Consider the following 16,824-nt stretch of genomic DNA (forward strand, 5'->3'; position numbering starts at 1 on the left):
TTCGCACGGCGGTTTGCGTGCGCCCAGGACAAACTCTTCAGCGGGGACGGGTCGCCGCCGGGGTGCCCGCGCACAAGGCACACAGCTGCAGGGCCAACCGGTGCAGCGCCTGCCAGCCATTGGTCGGCCAGTCAGCTTGCTTCAGGCCCTTGACGATGCCATCGACCAGGTGGGCCGACTGCAGCAATTCGGCCAGTTTGGCCTCGCTCAACTTGGGCAGCACACGCTCGAACAAACGCTCTTTCACGCCCCACACCCGCTGCTCCCGCAAGGCCATGGGCATGGGCCGGCCTTGCGCCATGGCGTCCTTGACGCGCTTGAGCGCCCGGATGTCCTCGCTGAGCGTGTAGTGCACCAGCACCTCAGCCTCGCCCTCGGCCTGCAGGCCGTCGAGCATGCGCTGCACACGGGCCGTCTGGCCACCCAGCACCGCTTCCGAGAGCTTGAACACGTCGTAACGCGCCACGTTCAGCACCGCACTTTCGATCTGCTCAAACGTCAACTCGCCGGGCGCAAACAGCAAGGCCAGCTTCTGGATTTCCTGGTGGGCCGCGAGCAGGTTGCCCTCGACCCGGTCGGCAAAAAACTGCAGCGTGCGCTGGCCGTCTTCCCCCGCAACGACGCGCTGGCCTTGCTGGGACAACCGCTGCGCAATCCACTGCGGCAGCGCAGCGCGCTCTACGGGCTCGACCTGAATCGTGACGCCAAAACTCTCCAGCGCACCAAACCAGGCGCCGCTCTTGGTCATCTTGTCCAGACGCGGCAACATCACCAGCGTGAGCGTCGAGTCGTTGTCGCGGGATTGCTCTGCCAGATGCTGGATGGCGGGGCTGCCTTCCTTGCCGGGCTTGCCCGAGGGAATGCGCAGTTCCACGATCTGCTTGTCGGCAAACAGGCTCAGGGAGCCCCCTGCGGCCAGCACCTCGCTCCAGTCAAAGTGCGCACCCGCCACGGTGTGCGACGTGCGCTCGGTGAAGCCCTGGGTGCGGGCGACGGCGCGAATGGCGTCGACCGCCTCCTGGATCAACAGCGGCTCGTCGCCATGCAGGGTGTACAGGCTTTTCAGGCCCTTCTGCAAATGGGCGTTGAGCTGGTTAGGGGCCAGTTGCATAACGGATGGTTGCCAGGCGGCGCAGGAGTTGCTGCACGATGTCGGTCTGCATGTCGCGGTACAGCAAGGCCTCTTCGGCCTCCTTGGCCAGGGCCGCGGTTTCGCTGTAGCTGATGCCGCGCTGCTGCACGATTTCAGCATCCGGAGCCAGTTCTTTGCCCTCGGGCGTGCGCAGCCGGAACTTCACCCGGATGCGAAGCTGAAACTCCCGCACCTGACCCGAGCTGTTGACGCCGGACACCGTTTTCTCGCGTTGTTCCTGCAGGATGTCCAGCACTACTTGCGCCTGCACGAGCGGAGCCGCGGGCGCGAGCACCTGTACCGAGCCCCCCAGCGAGCGGCGCAACTCCAGCGCCAGCGGGCCACCGGGGTGGGGCAGGACCGCGATCGAGGTGAAGGCAAAGTTCTGGCTGCTGCGCAGCTTGAAGCCACAACCCGCCAGCGTGAGACCGGCGAGGCTGACCAGCGCCAGACGGCGCGTGGGGACAAGGTGGGCGGGACGTTTCATGCGCACTCGGTTCAAACCACCAGATTGACCAGACGCCCCGGCACCACGATGACCTTCTTCGGCGCCACGCCGTCGGCCAGCTTCTGAAAAATCTCGCTGTGGATCGCCGCGTGTTCGATCTCGGCCTTGGTGGCACCGGCAGGCACCACAATCGCGCCGCGCAGCTTGCCATTGACCTGCAACATCAGTTCAATCTCGTCCTGCTGCAAGGCGGACTCGTCCACCTGAGGCCAGGGCGCGTCCAGCAAATCGCCGTACGGCACCGCATAACCCAGCTCGCTCCACAGGGTGTGCGTCAAGTGGGGCGTGGCCGGGTACAGGCCGCGCAGCAACATGCCGAAGCCTTCGAACACCGCCACCTGGCTACCTTCGGAGCCATCGTTCTTGAAGTCTTCCAAGGCATTGAGCAGCTTCATGGAGCCCGACACCACGGTGTTGTATTGCATGCGCTGGTAGTCGTAGTCAATCTGCTTGAACACGGTGTGCACTTCCAGCCGGAGTGCCTTGGCTTCTTTGCTGAAATTTATACCTTTCAGGGCTGCAGCCCGCGCAACACCTGCGGGAGCAGCTACTGAATCAATAGCAGACAATTTGACGCCAAAGTTCCAGACCCGGCGCAGAAAGCGGTAGGAGCCCTCCACCCCGGCATCATTCCACTCCAGCGTGGCCTCGGGCGGTGCGGTGAACATGGTGTACAGGCGCGCAGTGTCGGCCCCGTATTTCTCGATCAGGTCCTGCGGGTCCACGCCATTGTTCTTGCTCTTGCTCATGGTGCCCACGCCCTCGTAGGTGATGAGCGTGCCAGCAGGCAGGTCGCCTTTGGCTTCCTTGAGTTTGGCAAAACTGACCTTGCCGGTGCCGTCCTGAATGTCTTCCACCTCGTGCGGCCAGAAGTACTCAATGCCGCCCTTGTCGCTCTTGCGCGAGTAGATGTGGTTGAGCACCATGCCTTGCGTCAGCAGCTTGGTGAAAGGCTCGTCGATCTTCACCAGCCCGAGGTCACGCATCACCTTGGTCCAGAAGCGCGCATACAGCAAGTGCAGGATGGCGTGCTCGATGCCGCCGATGTACTGGTCCATCGGCATCCAGTAGTCCGCCCCACCGGCCACCATGGCCTCGCTGCTCTTGGGATCGCAGTAGCGCATGAAGTACCACGAGCTGTCCACGAAGGTGTCCATGGTGTCGGTCTCGCGCCGCGCCGCCACGCCGCAAATGGGGCAGGTCACACCGGCGTGGAAACCTTCGTGCTTGTGCAGCGGGTTGCCGGACCCATCGGGCACACAGTCCTGCGGCAACACCACCGGCAAGTCCTTCTCGGGCACGGGCACCGCCCCGTGTTCGGGGCAATGGATGATGGGAATGGGCGTGCCCCAGTAGCGCTGGCGGCTCACGCCCCAGTCACGCAGGCGCCAGGTGGTTTTTTTCTCGCCCAGGCCCTTGACCTGCAGGGAGTGACTCACGGCATTGACGGCGTCCTTAAAGCTCAGGCCGCTGAAACTGTCGGAGTTGATGGTGACGCCACGCTGCTTGTCACCGTACCAGTCCTGCCACTGGTCGTAGTCGTAGGTCAGCCCGTCGACCAGCACCACTTCGATGATGGAAATGCCGTATTTTTTGGCGAACAGGAAATCCCGCTCGTCGTGCGCGGGCACACCCATCACCGCGCCATCGCCGTAGCTCATCAGCACGTAGTTGCCGACCCAGACCTGCACCTTGTGGCCGTTCAGCGGATGGGTGACAAACAGCCCTGTGGGCATGCCTTCTTTTTCGCGCACGGCCAGCTCGGCCTCGGTGGTGCCGCCCTTCTTGCATTCTTCAATGAAGGCGGCCAGTGTCGGGTTCGTCTGCGCCGCATGGGTGGCCAGCGGATGCTCGGGCGCCACGGCACAAAACGTCACGCCCATGATGGTGTCGGCCCGGGTGGTGAAGACGTACATGCGGCCGTCTTCAATCAGGTCGCCTGCCGAGTTCTTGATGTCATGCGTGAAGGCAAAGCGCACGCCCTCGCTCTTACCAATCCAGTTTTCCTGCATCAGCTTGACGCGCTCGGGCCAGCCCGGCAAACCGGTCTGCACATGCTCCAGCAACTCTTCAGCGTAGTCCGTGATCTTGAGGTAGTAACCGGGGATTTCCCGCTTCTCGACCGCTGCACCGGTGCGCCAGCCTTTGCCGTCGATCACCTGCTCATTGGCCAGCACGGTCATGTCCACCGGGTCCCAGTTCACGACCTGGGTCTTGCGGTAGGCGATGCCTTTTTCGAGCATTTTCAGAAACAGCCACTGGTTCCACTTGTAATACTCGGGGTCGCAGGTGGCAATCTCGCGGCTCCAGTCGACGGCCAGGCCCATAGCCTGCATCTGCTTCTTCATGTAGGCGATGTTGTCGTAAGTCCACTTCGCCGGGGGCACGCGGTTCTTGAGGGCCGCGTTTTCAGCGGGCAGGCCAAAGGCGTCCCAGCCCATGGGCATGAGCACGTTGTAGCCCTTCATGCGCAGGTGGCGCGTGAGCATGTCGTTGATGGTGTAGTTGCGCACATGGCCCATGTGCAGCTTGCCGCTGGGGTACGGCAGCATGGAGCAGGCGTAGAACTTCTTTTTGGACGAATCCTCGATGACCCGGTAGGCGTCACGGGCCGTCCAGTGGCTGTGCGCGGATTTTTCAACGTCGAGGTGGTTGTATTTTTCTTGCATGGAATCTCTGCTTGCGCGATCAAAGGACCGCAATCACCCGATTTTAGGGTTGGATGGAAGGCGTCACAGCCAAGGCCGGCCGGTTTGCAGGGTCCGCCACAAAACCAATCCGGTTCAGACCCGCTTTTTGCGCCGCGCCCATGACCTGCACGATCCGGCCATAGGGCACGGCCTCATCGGCCCGCAATTGCACTTCGGTCTCGGGCTGCGCCTTCGCGATGAGGGCCAGTTGAAGGGTCAGCTGGTCCAGCTCAATGGCGTTGTCATTCAGGTAGGTGGTTCCGGTTTTATCCACCACCACCGACACGGACTGGGGCGCATCACCCGGCTTGGCGGCTTCGGTTTTCGGCAAATCGAGCTTGATGGCACTGGTGAGCAGCGGCGCCGTGATGATGAAGATCACCAGCAACACGAGCATGACGTCGATCAGCGGTGTCATGTTGATCTCGCTGATCGGCTGCGGACCGGGGGTACGTTCGAGGCGGCCAAAAGACATGGGGCGTCGCCGTCAACTCAAGCAGACGGGACGGGCTGGCTGACGGTCAGCTCCCGCAAATCTCGCGCAAAGCCCTCCAGCTCCGCCTCAATCCGGCCAATCGAGCGACCCAACACGTTGTAAGCCAGCACCGCGGGAATGGCCACCGCCAGACCAGCCGCCGTCATGATGAGCGCCTCACCGACCGGGCCGGATATTTTGTCGATGGCGACCTGACCGGCGTTTGAGATGCCAATCAGGGCGTGATAGATGCCCCACACGGTCCCCAGCAAGCCGACAAACGGCGCCGTGGAGCCCACGGTGGCCAGCAACACCTGTCCGTACTGGAGCTTGGCCAAGGCCGCATGTAAGGCGTCGCGCAAGACGCGGGTCAACTGTTGCGAGCGGTCACCGGCGCCCGCCAGCGTGCCGCTGGCTTTGACAGTGGTCGCCAAGACCAGAGGGGTCACGAGAGATTCGCGGTCAAAGGCCGCAAGCTTGTGCAACGCCTCGTCCACCGTGGCGGACTGCCAGAAAGCGGCCACTGAGCGCAGCACGTCGCCGCTGGCACGGTGCAGCAGCCATGATTTCCACAGAATCACCACCCAGCTCGCCACCGACATAAGCAGCAAAAGCAAGGCTACCGCCTGGGTCACCCCGTCGCCCTGCCGGAAAAGCTGGGCAGCGTTCATTTCAGGTTGAGCACATCGAACATGTCAAACAAGCCCGATTTTTGACCGAGCAGGAAACGGGTGGCACGCAGACTGCCTTGCGCATAGGTGGTGCGGCTGGACGATTTGTGAGAAATCTCGATGCGCTCGCCAATGCCAGCGAACAGCACCGTGTGGTCGCCCACAATGTCGCCGCCACGGATGGTGGCAAAGCCAATGGAGGAGGGATCGCGCTCGCCAGTCACCCCTTCTCGGGCGTAGACGGCGCAATCCTTCAGGTCGCGACCCAGGGCGTCGGCAATGACCTCCCCCATCTTGAGCGCCGTGCCCGAGGGGGCGTCCACCTTGTGGCGATGGTGCGCTTCGATGATTTCAATGTCATACCCGGTGGACAGGGCCTTGGCCGCCATTTCAAGCAGCTTGAGTGTGACGTTAACCCCCACACTCATGTTGGGCGCCAACATGATGGCAATGTCCCGCGCTACTTCGGCGATTTCAGCTTTTTGCGCGTCGCTGAATCCGGTGGTACCAATGACCGCATTGACCCCCAATTCGCGACAAACGCGCAAGTGGGCCAGTGTGCCTTCCGGCCGGGTGAAATCAATCAGGGTGTTGGCGTTTTTCAGCCCCAGCGCCAGATCAGCCGTGATCTGGATCCCGCTAGTCTGACCGAGGAACGCCATGGCATCCTGCCCGATGGCAGGGCTGGCGGCCATGTCAAGTGCGCCAGCCAGTGCACAGTCATCTGCCGCCTTGACGGCTTCGATCAACATCTGGCCCATGCGGCCCGAAGCACCGGCGATCGTGATCCGGTTGGTCATAATTTCGCTCATGAATTTGAGCCGCAGCTTAGCGGCTTGCTGGTTCCAGTGGGGGGTAACTTGAGGGCAACGGAGGCAAAGGCGCGGGCTCGGCCAATTTGGTTGGCGCAGGCAACAGCTTCAGCTCTTCTTCTGTTAATTCCAGAACCGGCACTTTGCCTGAGCGACGACCCGAATCCAGTGAGGCCACAAACTCGGCCTCGGTCGGCAGGGTGTCCGCCTCAATGCGATCCAGCGCATCCCCCGTAAAAAACACGGTGACCTTGCGGGCTTGCGGCTCAACACCCTGACGCTTGAAGGTAAACACATAGTCCCAGCGGTCCGCGTGGAAGATGCTGGTCAGCAAGGGCGTTCCCAGAATATCGCGAACCTGCGTGCGGCTCATGCCCGGCTTGACAGCGGCAGCCTGCTCCCTGGAGACGAAATTGCCCTGGACAATGTCCATCTTGTAAGGTGTCACCACCCCGGCAACACTTTGGCTGGCGCCATTGAAGCTGCCGCAAGCCACCAAGCTTGCGCTGGCGGCCAACAACAGGATCAGCCCCGTGATACGACGTTGAAAATCAGACATGAGTTGAGGTGTGGCGATATGATCGAAGCATTGTACCGGCTGCACCTCCGAGGGAGGCCTGTCTGCTGGCACGCGGGACTCCCATGACCAATATCGACGAACTTAAAAATACCGGCCTCAAAGCGACCTTGCCCCGGCTGAAAATCCTGGAAATCTTCCAGAAAGGCGCGCAGCGCCACATGACGGCCGAGGATGTGTTCCGCGTGCTGCTGGAAGATCGCTCGGATGTGGGCTTGGCCACGGTGTACCGCGTGTTGGCCCAATTCGAGCAGGCCGACATTTTGAGCCGCAGCCATTTTGAAAGCGGCAAGGCCGTCTACGAACTCAATGAAGGCCAGCACCACGACCATCTGGTTTGCCTGGATTGCGGCCGGGTCGAAGAGTTTTACGATGCTGAAATTGAAAAGCGCCAACAGGCGGTTGCCAAAGCCAAGGGTTTTGCCATTGCCGACCATGCCTTGAGTCTTTACGCCCACTGCATCAAGGACAAGTGCCCCAACCGCCCGATCTCGACGCGCAACCACGGGTAACAAGCGGCAAAAGCCGCCACTTTGACGGATCAGTCGGCGGAGTCCATCGCTTTGCGGTGGCGCTCGACAAACTCTTGGTAGGTGTCGATACCCCGCAACTGGAGAATGGTGTTGCGCACAGCGGCCTCCACCAGCACCGCAATATTGCGTCCAGCCACCACCTGAATCACCACCTTGCGCACCGGCACACCCAGCACGTCCTGGGTCAGTGGCTCATAGGGAATACGCTCGTAGTCACGCTCCAGCGTCTCTCGCCTGACCAGATGGACAATGAGCTTGAGGCGCATTTTCCGCCGGACCGCGGTTTCCCCAAAGATGCAGCGGATATCGAGCAGACCGATGCCGCGCACTTCCAGCAGGTTCATCAGCAATTCGGGGCAACGACCTTCGATGGTGTCTTGATTGATGCGAAAAAGATCGACCGCATCGTCCGCCACCAAGCCGTTACCGCGCGAGATCAGCTCCAGCCCCAGTTCACTCTTGCCCAGGCCGGACTCGCCAGTGATCAGCACACCCAGACCGAGAATGTCCATGAACACCCCGTGCATGGTGCTGCGGTCGGCAAAATACTTGGACAGGTAGGCGCGCAGCACATCGATCACAAACGCCGACGAACTTTGCGTGGAGAACATGGGGATTTGTGCGCGCTCACACATGGAGAGCAGCGCCTCCGGCACCAACTGTCCGTCCGCCAGAATCAGGACGGGCGGCTCCAGTGTGACGATTCGGGAGATGCGCCGAGCGCAGTCTTCCGGCGTGGCACTGGTCAGGTAGGCAATTTCACGCTGACCCAGAATTTGAACGCGGTAGGGATGGATGTAGTTGAGATAACCGACCAGATCTGCGCCAGAGCGCGCTGCGAGTACAGCAACTTCGTCAAAGCGCCGCTCCGAAGCCCCCAGACCGGCCACCCACTCCCATTTCAGGGTGCCACGGAATTCCTCAAACAACACATCTGCACTGACGACATTCGGCTTCAGGGTAACTCCGGGAGAGAAAAACGGTGATCAGGCCACCAAGGCCGATTTCCAGTTGGAAATGAGACCATGAAGCTGTTCGGCATCAGCACTGGAAACCAGTTTTTCCCGCAGGACCGCGTCGCTTAGCATTTCAGCTATCTCCGACAGGATTTCCAGGTGCTTTTGGGTCGCAGCCTCCGGCACCAGGAGAAAAATCAGCAAACTGACGGCCTGTTCGTCCGGTGCATCAAAACCGATGGGGTTGGCCAGTGACAACACGGCCGCCATCGGAGACTTGAGGCCTTTGATACGACCGTGTGGAATCGCCACACCATGGCCCAGCCCCGTCGAGCCCAGCCGCTCCCGGGAAAACAGACTGTCGGTGACCAGTGCGCGACTCAGGCCGTGGAGGTTCTCAAACAGCAAACCCGCCTCTTCAAATGCTCTCTTTTTGCTGGTGGCATCAACATGCACAAGCACTTGCGTGGCGGAAAGGATGGAGGCAAGACGGTTCATAAGTTGATTCGGATTATGCACCGCCAGCACGGCGGACGCAAAAAAAGCCGCTCGACAAATTGGGCGGCTTTTTGGGATTCAGACGGGGAATCTTACATCAGGCGCTTGGGAGCCTCATGATGGTGATTCTGCAAGCGGTCTTTGTGACGGACTACCTGGCGATCAAGTTTGTCTACCAACTCGTCCACCGCGGCATACAAATCAGCATGGGAGCTTTCGGCAAACATGTCGGTGCCCTTGACATGGATATTGCACTCCGCTCGTTGACGTCGCTCTTTTTCCTTTTGGTTTTCCACTGTGAGCAGCACTTTGACATCAACTACCTGGTCAAAATGTCGCATGATCCGATCTAGCTTGGTCGTGACGTAACTGCGCAAGGCTGGGGTGACTTCGAGGTGATGACCGCTGATCGTCAAATTCATAAATAGCCTCCTGATGCTCTCGGGGTTGAAAAAGTTGTCGGCGGAATGCAGGCAACACACAAACCAAAATTCAAAAAACACTACCTTGGTTTCACTATGCCCCCGATGTCATGAAAATGCAATATTTATTGGTGATGCAATGCAACAAAAAGTGACTGCGTCCTGTTTTCCCCGGGACGCCCGGGAATTGGCATTCGGGATGCCGTTTCCGCGCGCACCAGCCTCGCTGAAATGCGATAATTTGGCCACGTTGACTACCGGAGACAACTCCTTGGAAACCTATCCCAGTCGGTAGCTTTCAACTCCCTGAAATGCATCGGAGTTGAAAGCAAAACCCCGCAACTTCTGTCAGATGCAATCAATTCCAAGGGAGTGAGTCATGCTCAATATCTTTACGCTGGTCAATGGTCGACTCTTTCAGGAAGAGATCGAGTCACTGGAAGAATTGTCCAAATTTCAACCCACCTGGGTGGACCTGGAGTCCCCCACACTCGAAGAAAAACGCTGGGTCAAGCAGTATTACGGCCTCTCCATCCCCGAAGATGCGATGGACGAAGACATCGAAGAATCGGCTCGCTTTTACAAAGAGGACAACGGAGAGTTGCACATCCGCAGCGACTTTCTGATCGCCGATGACGATGAACCCCGCACGGTGCGGGTGGCTTTTATCCTGAACCTTGAGAACGATGAACTCAAGAGCAAGGGTGTCCTGTTTTCCATTCACGACGAAGACGTGCCCGTGTTTCGGCTGTTGCGCATGCGCGCGCGTCGTGCCCCCGGCCTGATTGAGGACGCCAAAGAGGTGTTGCTCAAGCTGTTCGACGCCGATGCGGAATACTCGGCTGACACGCTTGAAGGCATTTACGATGAGCTTGAAAAGGTCAGTAAACAGGTGCTGACAGGCGACGTGACCGACGCGATCGCGAGCGAAGGCCTCGGCGCCATTGCCCGCCATGAAGACATGAATGGACGCATTCGGCGCAATGCGATGGACACGCGGCGCGCCGTCAGCTTCATGATGCGCAGCAAGATGCTCAATGGCGAGCAGTTTGAAGAGGCCCGCCAGATTCTGCGTGACATCGATTCACTCGACTCACACACGGCCTTCCTGTTCGACAAAATCAACTTCTTGATGGATGCCACAGTAGGCTTCATCAACATCAGCCAGAACAAGGTCATCAAGATCTTCTCCGTCGCCAGCGTAGCGCTGCTACCGCCTACCCTGGTCGCGAGCATTTACGGCATGAACCTGCAATTCCCCGAGTTTGCGGTCTTGGGGCAGTGGGCCTACCCCTATGTCGTAGCCCTGATGTTTCTAAGCGCCGCCTTGCCCATGTGGTACTGCTACCGGCGGGGTTGGCTGCGTTAAGGCGCGTTGTTTCAATCGAAGCAGCAGCTCCAGCAGGATGGCCGTCGCATAGCGACTGGCCACCTCAGCTACAAAACGGGGAAAATCAACATGGGCCTGATCGTCGGCACGATCAGAGATCGTACGCACGGCAGCGAAAGGGATGCCGTAATCAAAACAGACTTGCGCGACAGCAGCGCCCTCCATCTCGACCGCCAAAGGCGGCAAACCGCCCGCCTGCAGTGCCTCCAGCAACAGCACAGATTCGTTAGCGCCGGACACAAATCGGTCCCCACTGGCAATCAGCCCGGAATGAACGTGGGAACGGACATCCTCTTTTTTTTGACGAAATTGGCCTCTAGCCCCCGCCAATCCTTCGCAAGTAGCTTCCAAAAGCATAGCAGTCAGTACAGCATCACAGGGGAAGCGGCTGCGCCCGTAAAGCGGTATCTCGTAGCGGGGAAACAAAGGCGACGCATCCATGTCGTGCTGCACGAAGTCTGTCGCGACCACAACGTCGCCCACGTTGACGCCGGGCCCGACACCCCCTGCGACCCCCGTAAAAACGATACGATGGACACCAAACGCTTCGATCATGGTGGTGGCAGTGGTCGCCGCAGCGACTTTGCCGATTCTTGACAGGCCCAGCACAACCGGGAGCCCCATCAAGTCGCCATGCCAAAAGTCACGGCCAGCGCGCGTGACCTTGACCGCGTTGGCAAGTTGATCAACCAGGCCCTGCTGTTCCTCCATCAGGGCGCTGAGAATGGCGGTAGTGGTCAATTACTTGACGCGGAGCTCTCGCCGCAGAATCTTGCCCACAGGAGTTTTGGGCAATTCAGCACGAAACTCCACCACTTTCGGTTGCTTGTAGCCAGTGAGATTCTCTTTGCAAAAGGCCCGCACCTGCGCTTCGGTCAGATCGGGGTTCTTTTTGACGATCACCAGTTTGACCGCTTCGCCCGTTTTTTCGTCGGGAACGCCGACACAGGCACATTCCATCACACCGTCCAACTGTGCAACGACGTCTTCCAGCTCAGTGGGGTAGACGTTGAAGCCACTGACCAGAATCATGTCTTTCTTGCGGTCCACGATTTTGAAAAAGCCGCGTTCGTCGACCACACCCACGTCTCCGGTCTTGAAGTAGCCATCCGGGGTCATGACTTTGGCCGTTTCGTCCGGGCGCTGCCAGTAACCGGCCATCACCTGCGGGCCCTTGATGGCAATTTCACCCGACTGACCCACCTTCACTTCGAGACCGTCGTCATCGAGTAGTTTCATGAAGGTGCCGGGCAAGGGCACACCGATCGTGCCGGTGTACTCTTTGGCTGTCACTGGATTGCAACTGGCGGACGGCGACGTCTCGGACAGACCATAACCTTCACAAATTGGACACCCTGTTTTTTCAAACCAAAGCTTGGCCACTGCGCTTTGAACGGCCGTACCGCCACCCAATGACACCTTGAGGTGACTCCAGTCCACGGTCTGAAAGTCCGCATGGTTGGCCAGCCCATTGAACAGGGTATTGACCGCCGGAAAGCTGTGTATCTTGTGCTTGGCCAGTTCTTTGAGAACGGCTGAAAAATCGCGCGGGTTCGGAATCAGGAGGAGCTTGCCCCCCGTCCGCATGGACAACATCATGCCCACCGTGAACGCAAAGATGTGGTACAGCGGCAATGCACACACGGTGGTCAGCTGCTCATTGGCGGGTACCGCCTTCATGGCTGGCTGATTCCAGGCCTCGGACTGAAGTACGTTGGCAATCAGGTTGCGATGCAGGAGCACAGCGCCCTTAGACACGCCGGTGGTACCGCCCGTGTACTGCAAGACGGCCACATCGTCCGGTTTGATGATCGGGGCCTTGAGTGAACCCCGGGTTCCCCGGGCCAACGCTTCGTTGAAGCGTACAGCGCCCGGCAAGTTGAACTCCGGCACCATTTTTTTGACATACCGCACGACATAGTTGACCAGCGCGCCCTTCAGCAAACCCAAGCGGTCGCCCATGGCACACAAGACCACGTGTTTGACCGGGGTGTTGGCCATGCACTTTTCAAGCGTTGCAGCAAAATTCTCGATGATGACGATGGCTTTGGCGCCGGAGTCCTTGAGCTGATGCTCCAGCTCACGCGGGGTGTACAAGGGGTTCACATTCACCACCACAAAGCCGGCCCTCAGGATGGCGGCGACAGCCACCGGGTACTGAGGCATGTTGGGCATCATGATGGCCACACGGTCGCCCTTGACCAACCCGAGGCCTTGCAGGTAAGCCGCAAACGACTGGCTGAGACTGTCGGTTTCACCATAGGTCACATCCCGGCCCATGAAGCTGTAGGCCGTCTGGCTGGCGTATTTCTTGAAACTTTCTTCCATCAAGGCAACCAGCGATGGATACGGTGATGGCGCCAAATCGGCGGGCACGCCTGCGGGGTAGCTATTGAGCCAAATGCGCTCTGTCATTCTGATGTCTCCAAGTCTTGAATTGAGGCGGAGGCCCGCCACGGGCACAGCTCTTGGTGGCTGTGTTTTCCCTGATTTCTGCTGATCTGCCGGTGCTAGATCATTCGATGGCCTTGGTCATGTCTTCCACCACCTTCTTGGCGTCGCCAAACACCATCATGGTCTTGTCCATGTAGAACAACTCGTTGTCCAGACCGGCATAACCGGCGGCCATGCTGCGCTTGTTCACGATGATGGTCTTGGCCTTGTAGGCTTCCAGGATCGGCATGCCATAGATCGGGCTGCCCTTGACGTGCGCCGCAGGGTTCACCACGTCGTTGGCGCCCAGGATGATGGCCACATCGACCTGACCGAACTCACCATTGATGTCTTCCATCTCGTGCACCTGGTCGTACGGCACTTCGGCCTCGGCCAGCAACACGTTCATGTGGCCCGGCATGCGACCGGCCACGGGGTGAATGGCGTACTTGACGGTGATGCCTTTTTCGGTGAGCTTGGCTGCCAGTTCCTTGACGGCATGCTGGGCCCGGGCCACCGCCAGGCCGTAGCCGGGCACGATCACCACGGTTTCGGCATTGCTCAGCACAAAAGCGGCGTCATCGGCACTGCCGCTCTTGACGGGGCGTTGCACCGCCGCACCGGCCACTGCCGTGGTGGCCTCGCCCCCGAAGCCGCCACCAATCACGTTGAAGAACGAGCGGTTCATGGCCTTGCACATGATGTAGCTCAGGATCGCGCCCGAACTGCCCACCAGCGAGCCCGCCACGATCAGCATGGCGTTGTTCAGACTGAAGCCGATGCCCGCCGCCGCCCAGCCGGAGTAGCTGTTGAGCATGGAGACCACCACCGGCATGTCGGCGCCGCCAATCGGGATGATGATGAGCACGCCCATCACAAACGCCAGGGCGAGCATGGCGAAGAAGGCGCTCCAGTCACCGGTGGCGGTGAAGGCAATGCCCAGACCCAGCATGGCCAGGCCGAGCACCAGGTTGAGCTTGTGCTGGCCGGCAAACTGGACCGGCGCACCCTGGAACAAACGGAACTTGTACTTGCCCGAGAGCTTGCCAAAGGCAATGACCGAGCCGCTGAAGGTGATCGCACCAATGGCAGCCCCCAGGAACAGCTCCAACCGGTTACCGGTGGGAATGGCCTGTCCTTTGGCGGCAATGCTGAAGGCCCACGGCTCGGCCACGGCGGCCACCGCAATGAACACGGCGGCCAAGCCGATCATGCTGTGCATGAAGGCCACGAGTTCGGGCATCTTGGTCATTTCAACCCGTTTGGCCATGACCGTACCGGCGGTACCGCCCACCAGCAAGGCGCCCAGCACCCAGGTCAGGCCCGAGGCGCCGTTTTGGCCCATCTGGCCGGCCAGTTTGAAGATCAAAGCGGCGGTGGTGACCATGGCCACGCCCATGCCGATCATGCCAAACAGGTTGCCGCGGATCGAGGTGGTGGGGTGGCTCAGGCCTTTGAGGGCCTGGATGAAACAGACGCTGGCAAAGAGATACAGCAGGGTAACGAGATTCAGGCTCATTGGGCACTTTCCTTGGTCGCGACTTTTTTCTCTTTCTTCTTGAACATCTCCAGCATGCGCCGGGTGACCATGAAGCCACCAAACACATTGACCGCGGCCAGGGCCACGGCCAGCACGCCCATGCTTTTACCCAGCGTGGTCTCGGTCAGCGCGGCGGCCAGCATGGCGCCCACAATGACGATGGCGGAGATGGCGTTGGTCACGGCCATCAGGGGTGTGTGCAAGGCCGGTGTGACGGTCCAGACCACGTGGTAGCCCACGTAGATGGCCAAAACGAAGATGATCAGGTTGGTGATCGTGGGGGAGAGAATATCCATGGTGTGGGGTTCCTTACTGGGACGGACTCATTTGCGTTTGACTTCGCCGCCCTGGGTCATCAGGCAGGCGGCCACGATGTCATCGCTCATGTCGATGTTGAGCGCGCCTTCTTTGGTGATGATCAGCTTGAGAAAGTCGAGCACATTGCGGGCGTAGAGGGAGGACGCATCGGCGGCCACCAAAGCGGGCAGGTTGGTCTCCCCCACCAGGGTCACACCGTGTTTGACCACCGTCTTGTCGGCCTCGGACAGGGGGCAGTTGCCGCCGCCGTTGGGGCCTTTGCCAGCGGCGATGTCGATGATGACGGAGCCCGGCTTCATGCTTTTGACCATGTCTTCGGTGATCAGCGTGGGGGCGGGACGACCGGGGATCAGTGCGGTGCTGATGACGATATCGGCCAGGGCCACGCGTTTGGCGACTTCGAGCTTCTGGCGGTCCAGCCAGCTTTGCGGCATGGGCTTGGCGTAGCCGCCCACGCCCACAGCGGCTTCTTTTTCTTCCGGGGTGTCGTAGGACACGTCGATGAATTTGCCACCCAGGGACTCGACTTGTTCCTTGACGCTGGGGCGCACGTCGGAGGCCTCAATCACGGCCCCCAGGCGCTTGGCGGTGGCAATGGCTTGCAGACCGGCCACGCCGACCCCCAGAATGACCACACGGGCCGCCTTGACGGTGCCCGCGGCGGTCATCAGCATGGGGAAAAAGCGCTGGTATTTGTCGGCCGCCATGATCACGGCTTTGTAGCCGGCAATATTGGCCTGGCTGGACAGGACGTCCATGCTTTGCGCGCGGGAGGTGCGGGGTGCGGCCTCCAGGGCAAAGCCGGTCAGCTGCGCAGTCGCCAGGCTCTGCAGGCCGACTGCGTCAAAGGGGTTGAGCATGCCGACCACGCAAGTGCCGGGCTTCATGGCCTTGGCTTCGTCGTCGCTGGGGCCCCGTACTTTGAGAACCAGGTCACAGGCGAGCGCGCCTGCGGCATCGGTGATCTCGGCGCCGGCCGCCACATAGGCGTCGTCCGGCACACTGGCCGCCACGCCCGCACCGGACTGGATGCGAAGGGTATGGCCCTGGGCCTTGAGTTTCTTGGTCGTCTCCGGGGTGACGGCGACACGGGTTTCTCCCACCGCAGTTTCAGTGGGTACGCCTATCAGCATGGGGCGACTCCTTGTAGGGTTGTTTGTTGAATTTGCACCTGTCTGCGAGCTTACATGAGTTTTATGCCCTCTTTGCAGAGGGCATACCATGCCTGTCGCCTGCTTGTCAGTGTGTTTTCACGGACCTCACCCGCTCATAATTGCCCATGAATACTCGATGGAAACCCAGCGTCACCGTCGCCGCCGTCATTGAACAGGACGGGCGATTCCTGCTGGTGGAAGAACACACGCCTGAAGGTCTGCGGCTCAACAACCCGGCCGGGCACCTCGATCCGGGCGAAAGCCTGGTTGACGCCTGCGCTCGCGAAGCGCTGGAAGAAACCGCGCACGCCTTCCACCCCACGGCTTTGGTGGGGGTTTACATGTCGCGCTTCCAGCGTCCCGCCGTCGGCGAACAAGAAGCAGAAGACATCACTTATTTGCGCTTTGCGTTTTGCGGCGACCTGGGCGCGTTTCATGCCGACCGCTCATTGGACACGGGCATTGTTCGCACCTTGTGGCTCACGCCCGACGAAATTCGCGCCAGTTCGGCACGACACCGCAGCCCGCTGGTGGTGCGGTGCCTGGAAGATTACCTGGCCGGGCGGCGGTATCCCTTGGAACTGGTGCACACAGACGCCTCTGTTTTGCTATAAATAATATAGCCATCTATGCACATGGAACAAGGGCTACAGGCACTTTTCTTATATTGACCTATGGCAGCCATGAAGCAAAAACCTCTGCAACAGCCAAAACC

General features: G+C 60.0%; 18 protein-coding genes. 3 read left to right on the top strand and 15 right to left on the bottom strand.

The features are described from left to right. Positions 1–37 precede the first annotated feature (37 nt). The 7 genes from holA to AC097N_RS03550 are packed head-to-tail and all read right to left on the bottom strand — an operon-like array spanning position 38 to position 6,847. On the bottom strand, positions 38–1,111 hold the full coding sequence (gene holA / locus AC097N_RS03520) for a DNA polymerase III subunit delta (RefSeq protein WP_479579359.1): 1,074 nt from the start codon (positions 1,109–1,111) through the stop codon (positions 38–40). Further along, positions 1,095–1,619 (bottom strand): LPS-assembly lipoprotein LptE, encoded by a 525-nt coding sequence (locus tag AC097N_RS03525; RefSeq protein ID WP_479579360.1) that lies wholly within the window; start codon positions 1,617–1,619, stop codon positions 1,095–1,097. The genes holA and AC097N_RS03525 overlap by 17 nt, the downstream gene beginning before the upstream one ends. 11 nt (positions 1,620–1,630) lie before the next feature. Then, positions 1,631–4,309, bottom strand: a complete 2,679-nt coding sequence (gene leuS, locus AC097N_RS03530; RefSeq protein WP_479579361.1) for a leucine--tRNA ligase — start codon at positions 4,307–4,309, stop codon at positions 1,631–1,633. A 43-nt stretch (positions 4,310–4,352) separates the two neighbouring features. Continuing rightward, complete coding sequence (locus AC097N_RS03535; protein ID WP_479579362.1) at positions 4,353–4,805, bottom strand: ExbD/TolR family protein; 453 nt, start codon at positions 4,803–4,805, stop codon at positions 4,353–4,355. A gap of 17 nt (positions 4,806–4,822) precedes the next feature. Continuing rightward, positions 4,823–5,476 (bottom strand): MotA/TolQ/ExbB proton channel family protein, encoded by a 654-nt coding sequence (locus tag AC097N_RS03540; RefSeq protein WP_479579363.1) that lies wholly within the window; start codon positions 5,474–5,476, stop codon positions 4,823–4,825. After that, entirely contained in the window at positions 5,473–6,288 is an 816-nt protein-coding gene (dapB, locus tag AC097N_RS03545) for a 4-hydroxy-tetrahydrodipicolinate reductase (protein ID WP_479579364.1), read from the bottom strand. Before dapB ends, AC097N_RS03540 begins: the two co-directional genes overlap by 4 nt. Before the next feature lie 16 nt (positions 6,289–6,304). Beyond that, on the bottom strand, positions 6,305–6,847 hold the full coding sequence (locus AC097N_RS03550; RefSeq protein ID WP_479579365.1) for an outer membrane protein assembly factor BamE: 543 nt from the start codon (positions 6,845–6,847) through the stop codon (positions 6,305–6,307). 83 nt (positions 6,848–6,930) lie between these two features. On the opposite strand from AC097N_RS03550, the gene fur reads away from it, so the two are divergent. Further along, positions 6,931–7,377 carry a ferric iron uptake transcriptional regulator gene (gene fur / locus AC097N_RS03555; protein WP_479579366.1) on the top strand — a complete coding sequence of 149 codons (447 nt, stop codon included), beginning with the start codon at positions 6,931–6,933 and terminating at the stop codon, positions 7,375–7,377. 29 nt (positions 7,378–7,406) lie between these two features. On the opposite strand, the gene hprK is transcribed toward fur, so the two are convergent. The 3 genes from hprK to hpf form a co-directional block, all read right to left on the bottom strand. Further along, positions 7,407–8,357, bottom strand: coding sequence for an HPr(Ser) kinase/phosphatase (hprK, locus tag AC097N_RS03560; RefSeq protein WP_479579576.1), 951 nt, complete (start codon positions 8,355–8,357; stop codon positions 7,407–7,409). Positions 8,358–8,384: 27 nt separating this feature from the next. Then, complete coding sequence (locus AC097N_RS03565) at positions 8,385–8,852, bottom strand: PTS sugar transporter subunit IIA (protein WP_479579367.1); 468 nt, start codon at positions 8,850–8,852, stop codon at positions 8,385–8,387. Between the two features lie 92 nt (positions 8,853–8,944). Then, on the bottom strand, positions 8,945–9,274 hold the full coding sequence (gene hpf / locus AC097N_RS03570) for a ribosome hibernation-promoting factor, HPF/YfiA family (RefSeq protein ID WP_479579368.1): 330 nt from the start codon (positions 9,272–9,274) through the stop codon (positions 8,945–8,947). Positions 9,275–9,653: 379 nt separating this feature from the next. On the opposite strand from hpf, the gene AC097N_RS03575 reads away from it, so the two are divergent. Continuing rightward, a complete protein-coding gene (locus AC097N_RS03575; RefSeq protein ID WP_479579369.1) occupies positions 9,654–10,643 on the top strand; it encodes a magnesium and cobalt transport protein CorA in 990 nt (329 codons plus the stop codon). Here the strand turns inward: AC097N_RS03575 and AC097N_RS03580 are convergent. The 5 genes from AC097N_RS03580 to AC097N_RS03600 form a co-directional block, all read right to left on the bottom strand. Continuing rightward, positions 10,590–11,375, bottom strand: a complete 786-nt coding sequence (locus AC097N_RS03580) for a 5'-methylthioadenosine/adenosylhomocysteine nucleosidase (RefSeq protein ID WP_479579577.1) — start codon at positions 11,373–11,375, stop codon at positions 10,590–10,592. The two genes, AC097N_RS03575 and AC097N_RS03580, sit on opposite strands and share 54 nt — an antisense overlap. A gap of 30 nt (positions 11,376–11,405) precedes the next feature. After that, on the bottom strand, positions 11,406–13,079 hold the full coding sequence (locus tag AC097N_RS03585; protein ID WP_479579370.1) for a long-chain-fatty-acid--CoA ligase: 1,674 nt from the start codon (positions 13,077–13,079) through the stop codon (positions 11,406–11,408). A 100-nt stretch (positions 13,080–13,179) separates the two neighbouring features. Further along, positions 13,180–14,616 (bottom strand): NAD(P)(+) transhydrogenase (Re/Si-specific) subunit beta, encoded by a 1,437-nt coding sequence (locus AC097N_RS03590; RefSeq protein ID WP_479579371.1) that lies wholly within the window; start codon positions 14,614–14,616, stop codon positions 13,180–13,182. Continuing rightward, complete coding sequence (locus tag AC097N_RS03595) at positions 14,613–14,933, bottom strand: NAD(P) transhydrogenase subunit alpha part 2 (protein WP_479579372.1); 321 nt, start codon at positions 14,931–14,933, stop codon at positions 14,613–14,615. The genes AC097N_RS03590 and AC097N_RS03595 overlap by 4 nt, the downstream gene beginning before the upstream one ends. Positions 14,934–14,960: 27 nt before the next feature. Continuing rightward, a complete protein-coding gene (locus tag AC097N_RS03600) occupies positions 14,961–16,088 on the bottom strand; it encodes a Re/Si-specific NAD(P)(+) transhydrogenase subunit alpha (RefSeq protein WP_479579373.1) in 1,128 nt (375 codons plus the stop codon). A gap of 146 nt (positions 16,089–16,234) precedes the next feature. On the opposite strand from AC097N_RS03600, the gene AC097N_RS03605 reads away from it, so the two are divergent. Then, on the top strand, positions 16,235–16,723 hold the full coding sequence (locus AC097N_RS03605; protein ID WP_479579374.1) for an NUDIX hydrolase: 489 nt from the start codon (positions 16,235–16,237) through the stop codon (positions 16,721–16,723). The last annotated feature ends 101 nt before the right edge of the window (positions 16,724–16,824 follow it).

It is taken from the genome of Rhodoferax sp. LS1R11 (assembly GCF_056521395.1).

What these genes read in the sequence shown, in the direction of transcription:
- AC097N_RS03585 (WP_479579370.1), bottom strand. Translation starts at nt 13,079, where the DNA reads ATGACAGAGCGCATTTGGCTCAATAGCTACCCCGCAGGCGTGCCCGCC.
- hpf (WP_479579368.1), bottom strand. Translation starts at nt 9,274, where the DNA reads ATGAATTTGACGATCAGCGGTCATCACCTCGAAGTCACCCCAGCCTTG.
- AC097N_RS03580 (WP_479579577.1), bottom strand. Translation starts at nt 11,375, where the DNA reads ATGGAGGAACAGCAGGGCCTGGTTGATCAACTTGCCAACGCGGTCAAG.
- AC097N_RS03550 (WP_479579365.1), bottom strand. Translation starts at nt 6,847, where the DNA reads ATGTCTGATTTTCAACGTCGTATCACGGGGCTGATCCTGTTGTTGGCC.
- holA (WP_479579359.1), bottom strand. Translation starts at nt 1,111, where the DNA reads ATGCAACTGGCCCCTAACCAGCTCAACGCCCATTTGCAGAAGGGCCTG.
- AC097N_RS03600 (WP_479579373.1), bottom strand. Translation starts at nt 16,088, where the DNA reads ATGCTGATAGGCGTACCCACTGAAACTGCGGTGGGAGAAACCCGTGTC.
- dapB (WP_479579364.1), bottom strand. Translation starts at nt 6,288, where the DNA reads ATGAGCGAAATTATGACCAACCGGATCACGATCGCCGGTGCTTCGGGC.
- AC097N_RS03605 (WP_479579374.1), top strand. Translation starts at nt 16,235, where the DNA reads ATGAATACTCGATGGAAACCCAGCGTCACCGTCGCCGCCGTCATTGAA.
- AC097N_RS03565 (WP_479579367.1), bottom strand. Translation starts at nt 8,852, where the DNA reads ATGAACCGTCTTGCCTCCATCCTTTCCGCCACGCAAGTGCTTGTGCAT.
- AC097N_RS03595 (WP_479579372.1), bottom strand. Translation starts at nt 14,933, where the DNA reads ATGGATATTCTCTCCCCCACGATCACCAACCTGATCATCTTCGTTTTG.
- fur (WP_479579366.1), top strand. Translation starts at nt 6,931, where the DNA reads ATGACCAATATCGACGAACTTAAAAATACCGGCCTCAAAGCGACCTTG.
- AC097N_RS03575 (WP_479579369.1), top strand. Translation starts at nt 9,654, where the DNA reads ATGCTCAATATCTTTACGCTGGTCAATGGTCGACTCTTTCAGGAAGAG.
- AC097N_RS03535 (WP_479579362.1), bottom strand. Translation starts at nt 4,805, where the DNA reads ATGTCTTTTGGCCGCCTCGAACGTACCCCCGGTCCGCAGCCGATCAGC.
- leuS (WP_479579361.1), bottom strand. Translation starts at nt 4,309, where the DNA reads ATGCAAGAAAAATACAACCACCTCGACGTTGAAAAATCCGCGCACAGC.
- AC097N_RS03540 (WP_479579363.1), bottom strand. Translation starts at nt 5,476, where the DNA reads ATGAACGCTGCCCAGCTTTTCCGGCAGGGCGACGGGGTGACCCAGGCG.
- AC097N_RS03525 (WP_479579360.1), bottom strand. Translation starts at nt 1,619, where the DNA reads ATGAAACGTCCCGCCCACCTTGTCCCCACGCGCCGTCTGGCGCTGGTC.
- AC097N_RS03590 (WP_479579371.1), bottom strand. Translation starts at nt 14,616, where the DNA reads ATGAGCCTGAATCTCGTTACCCTGCTGTATCTCTTTGCCAGCGTCTGT.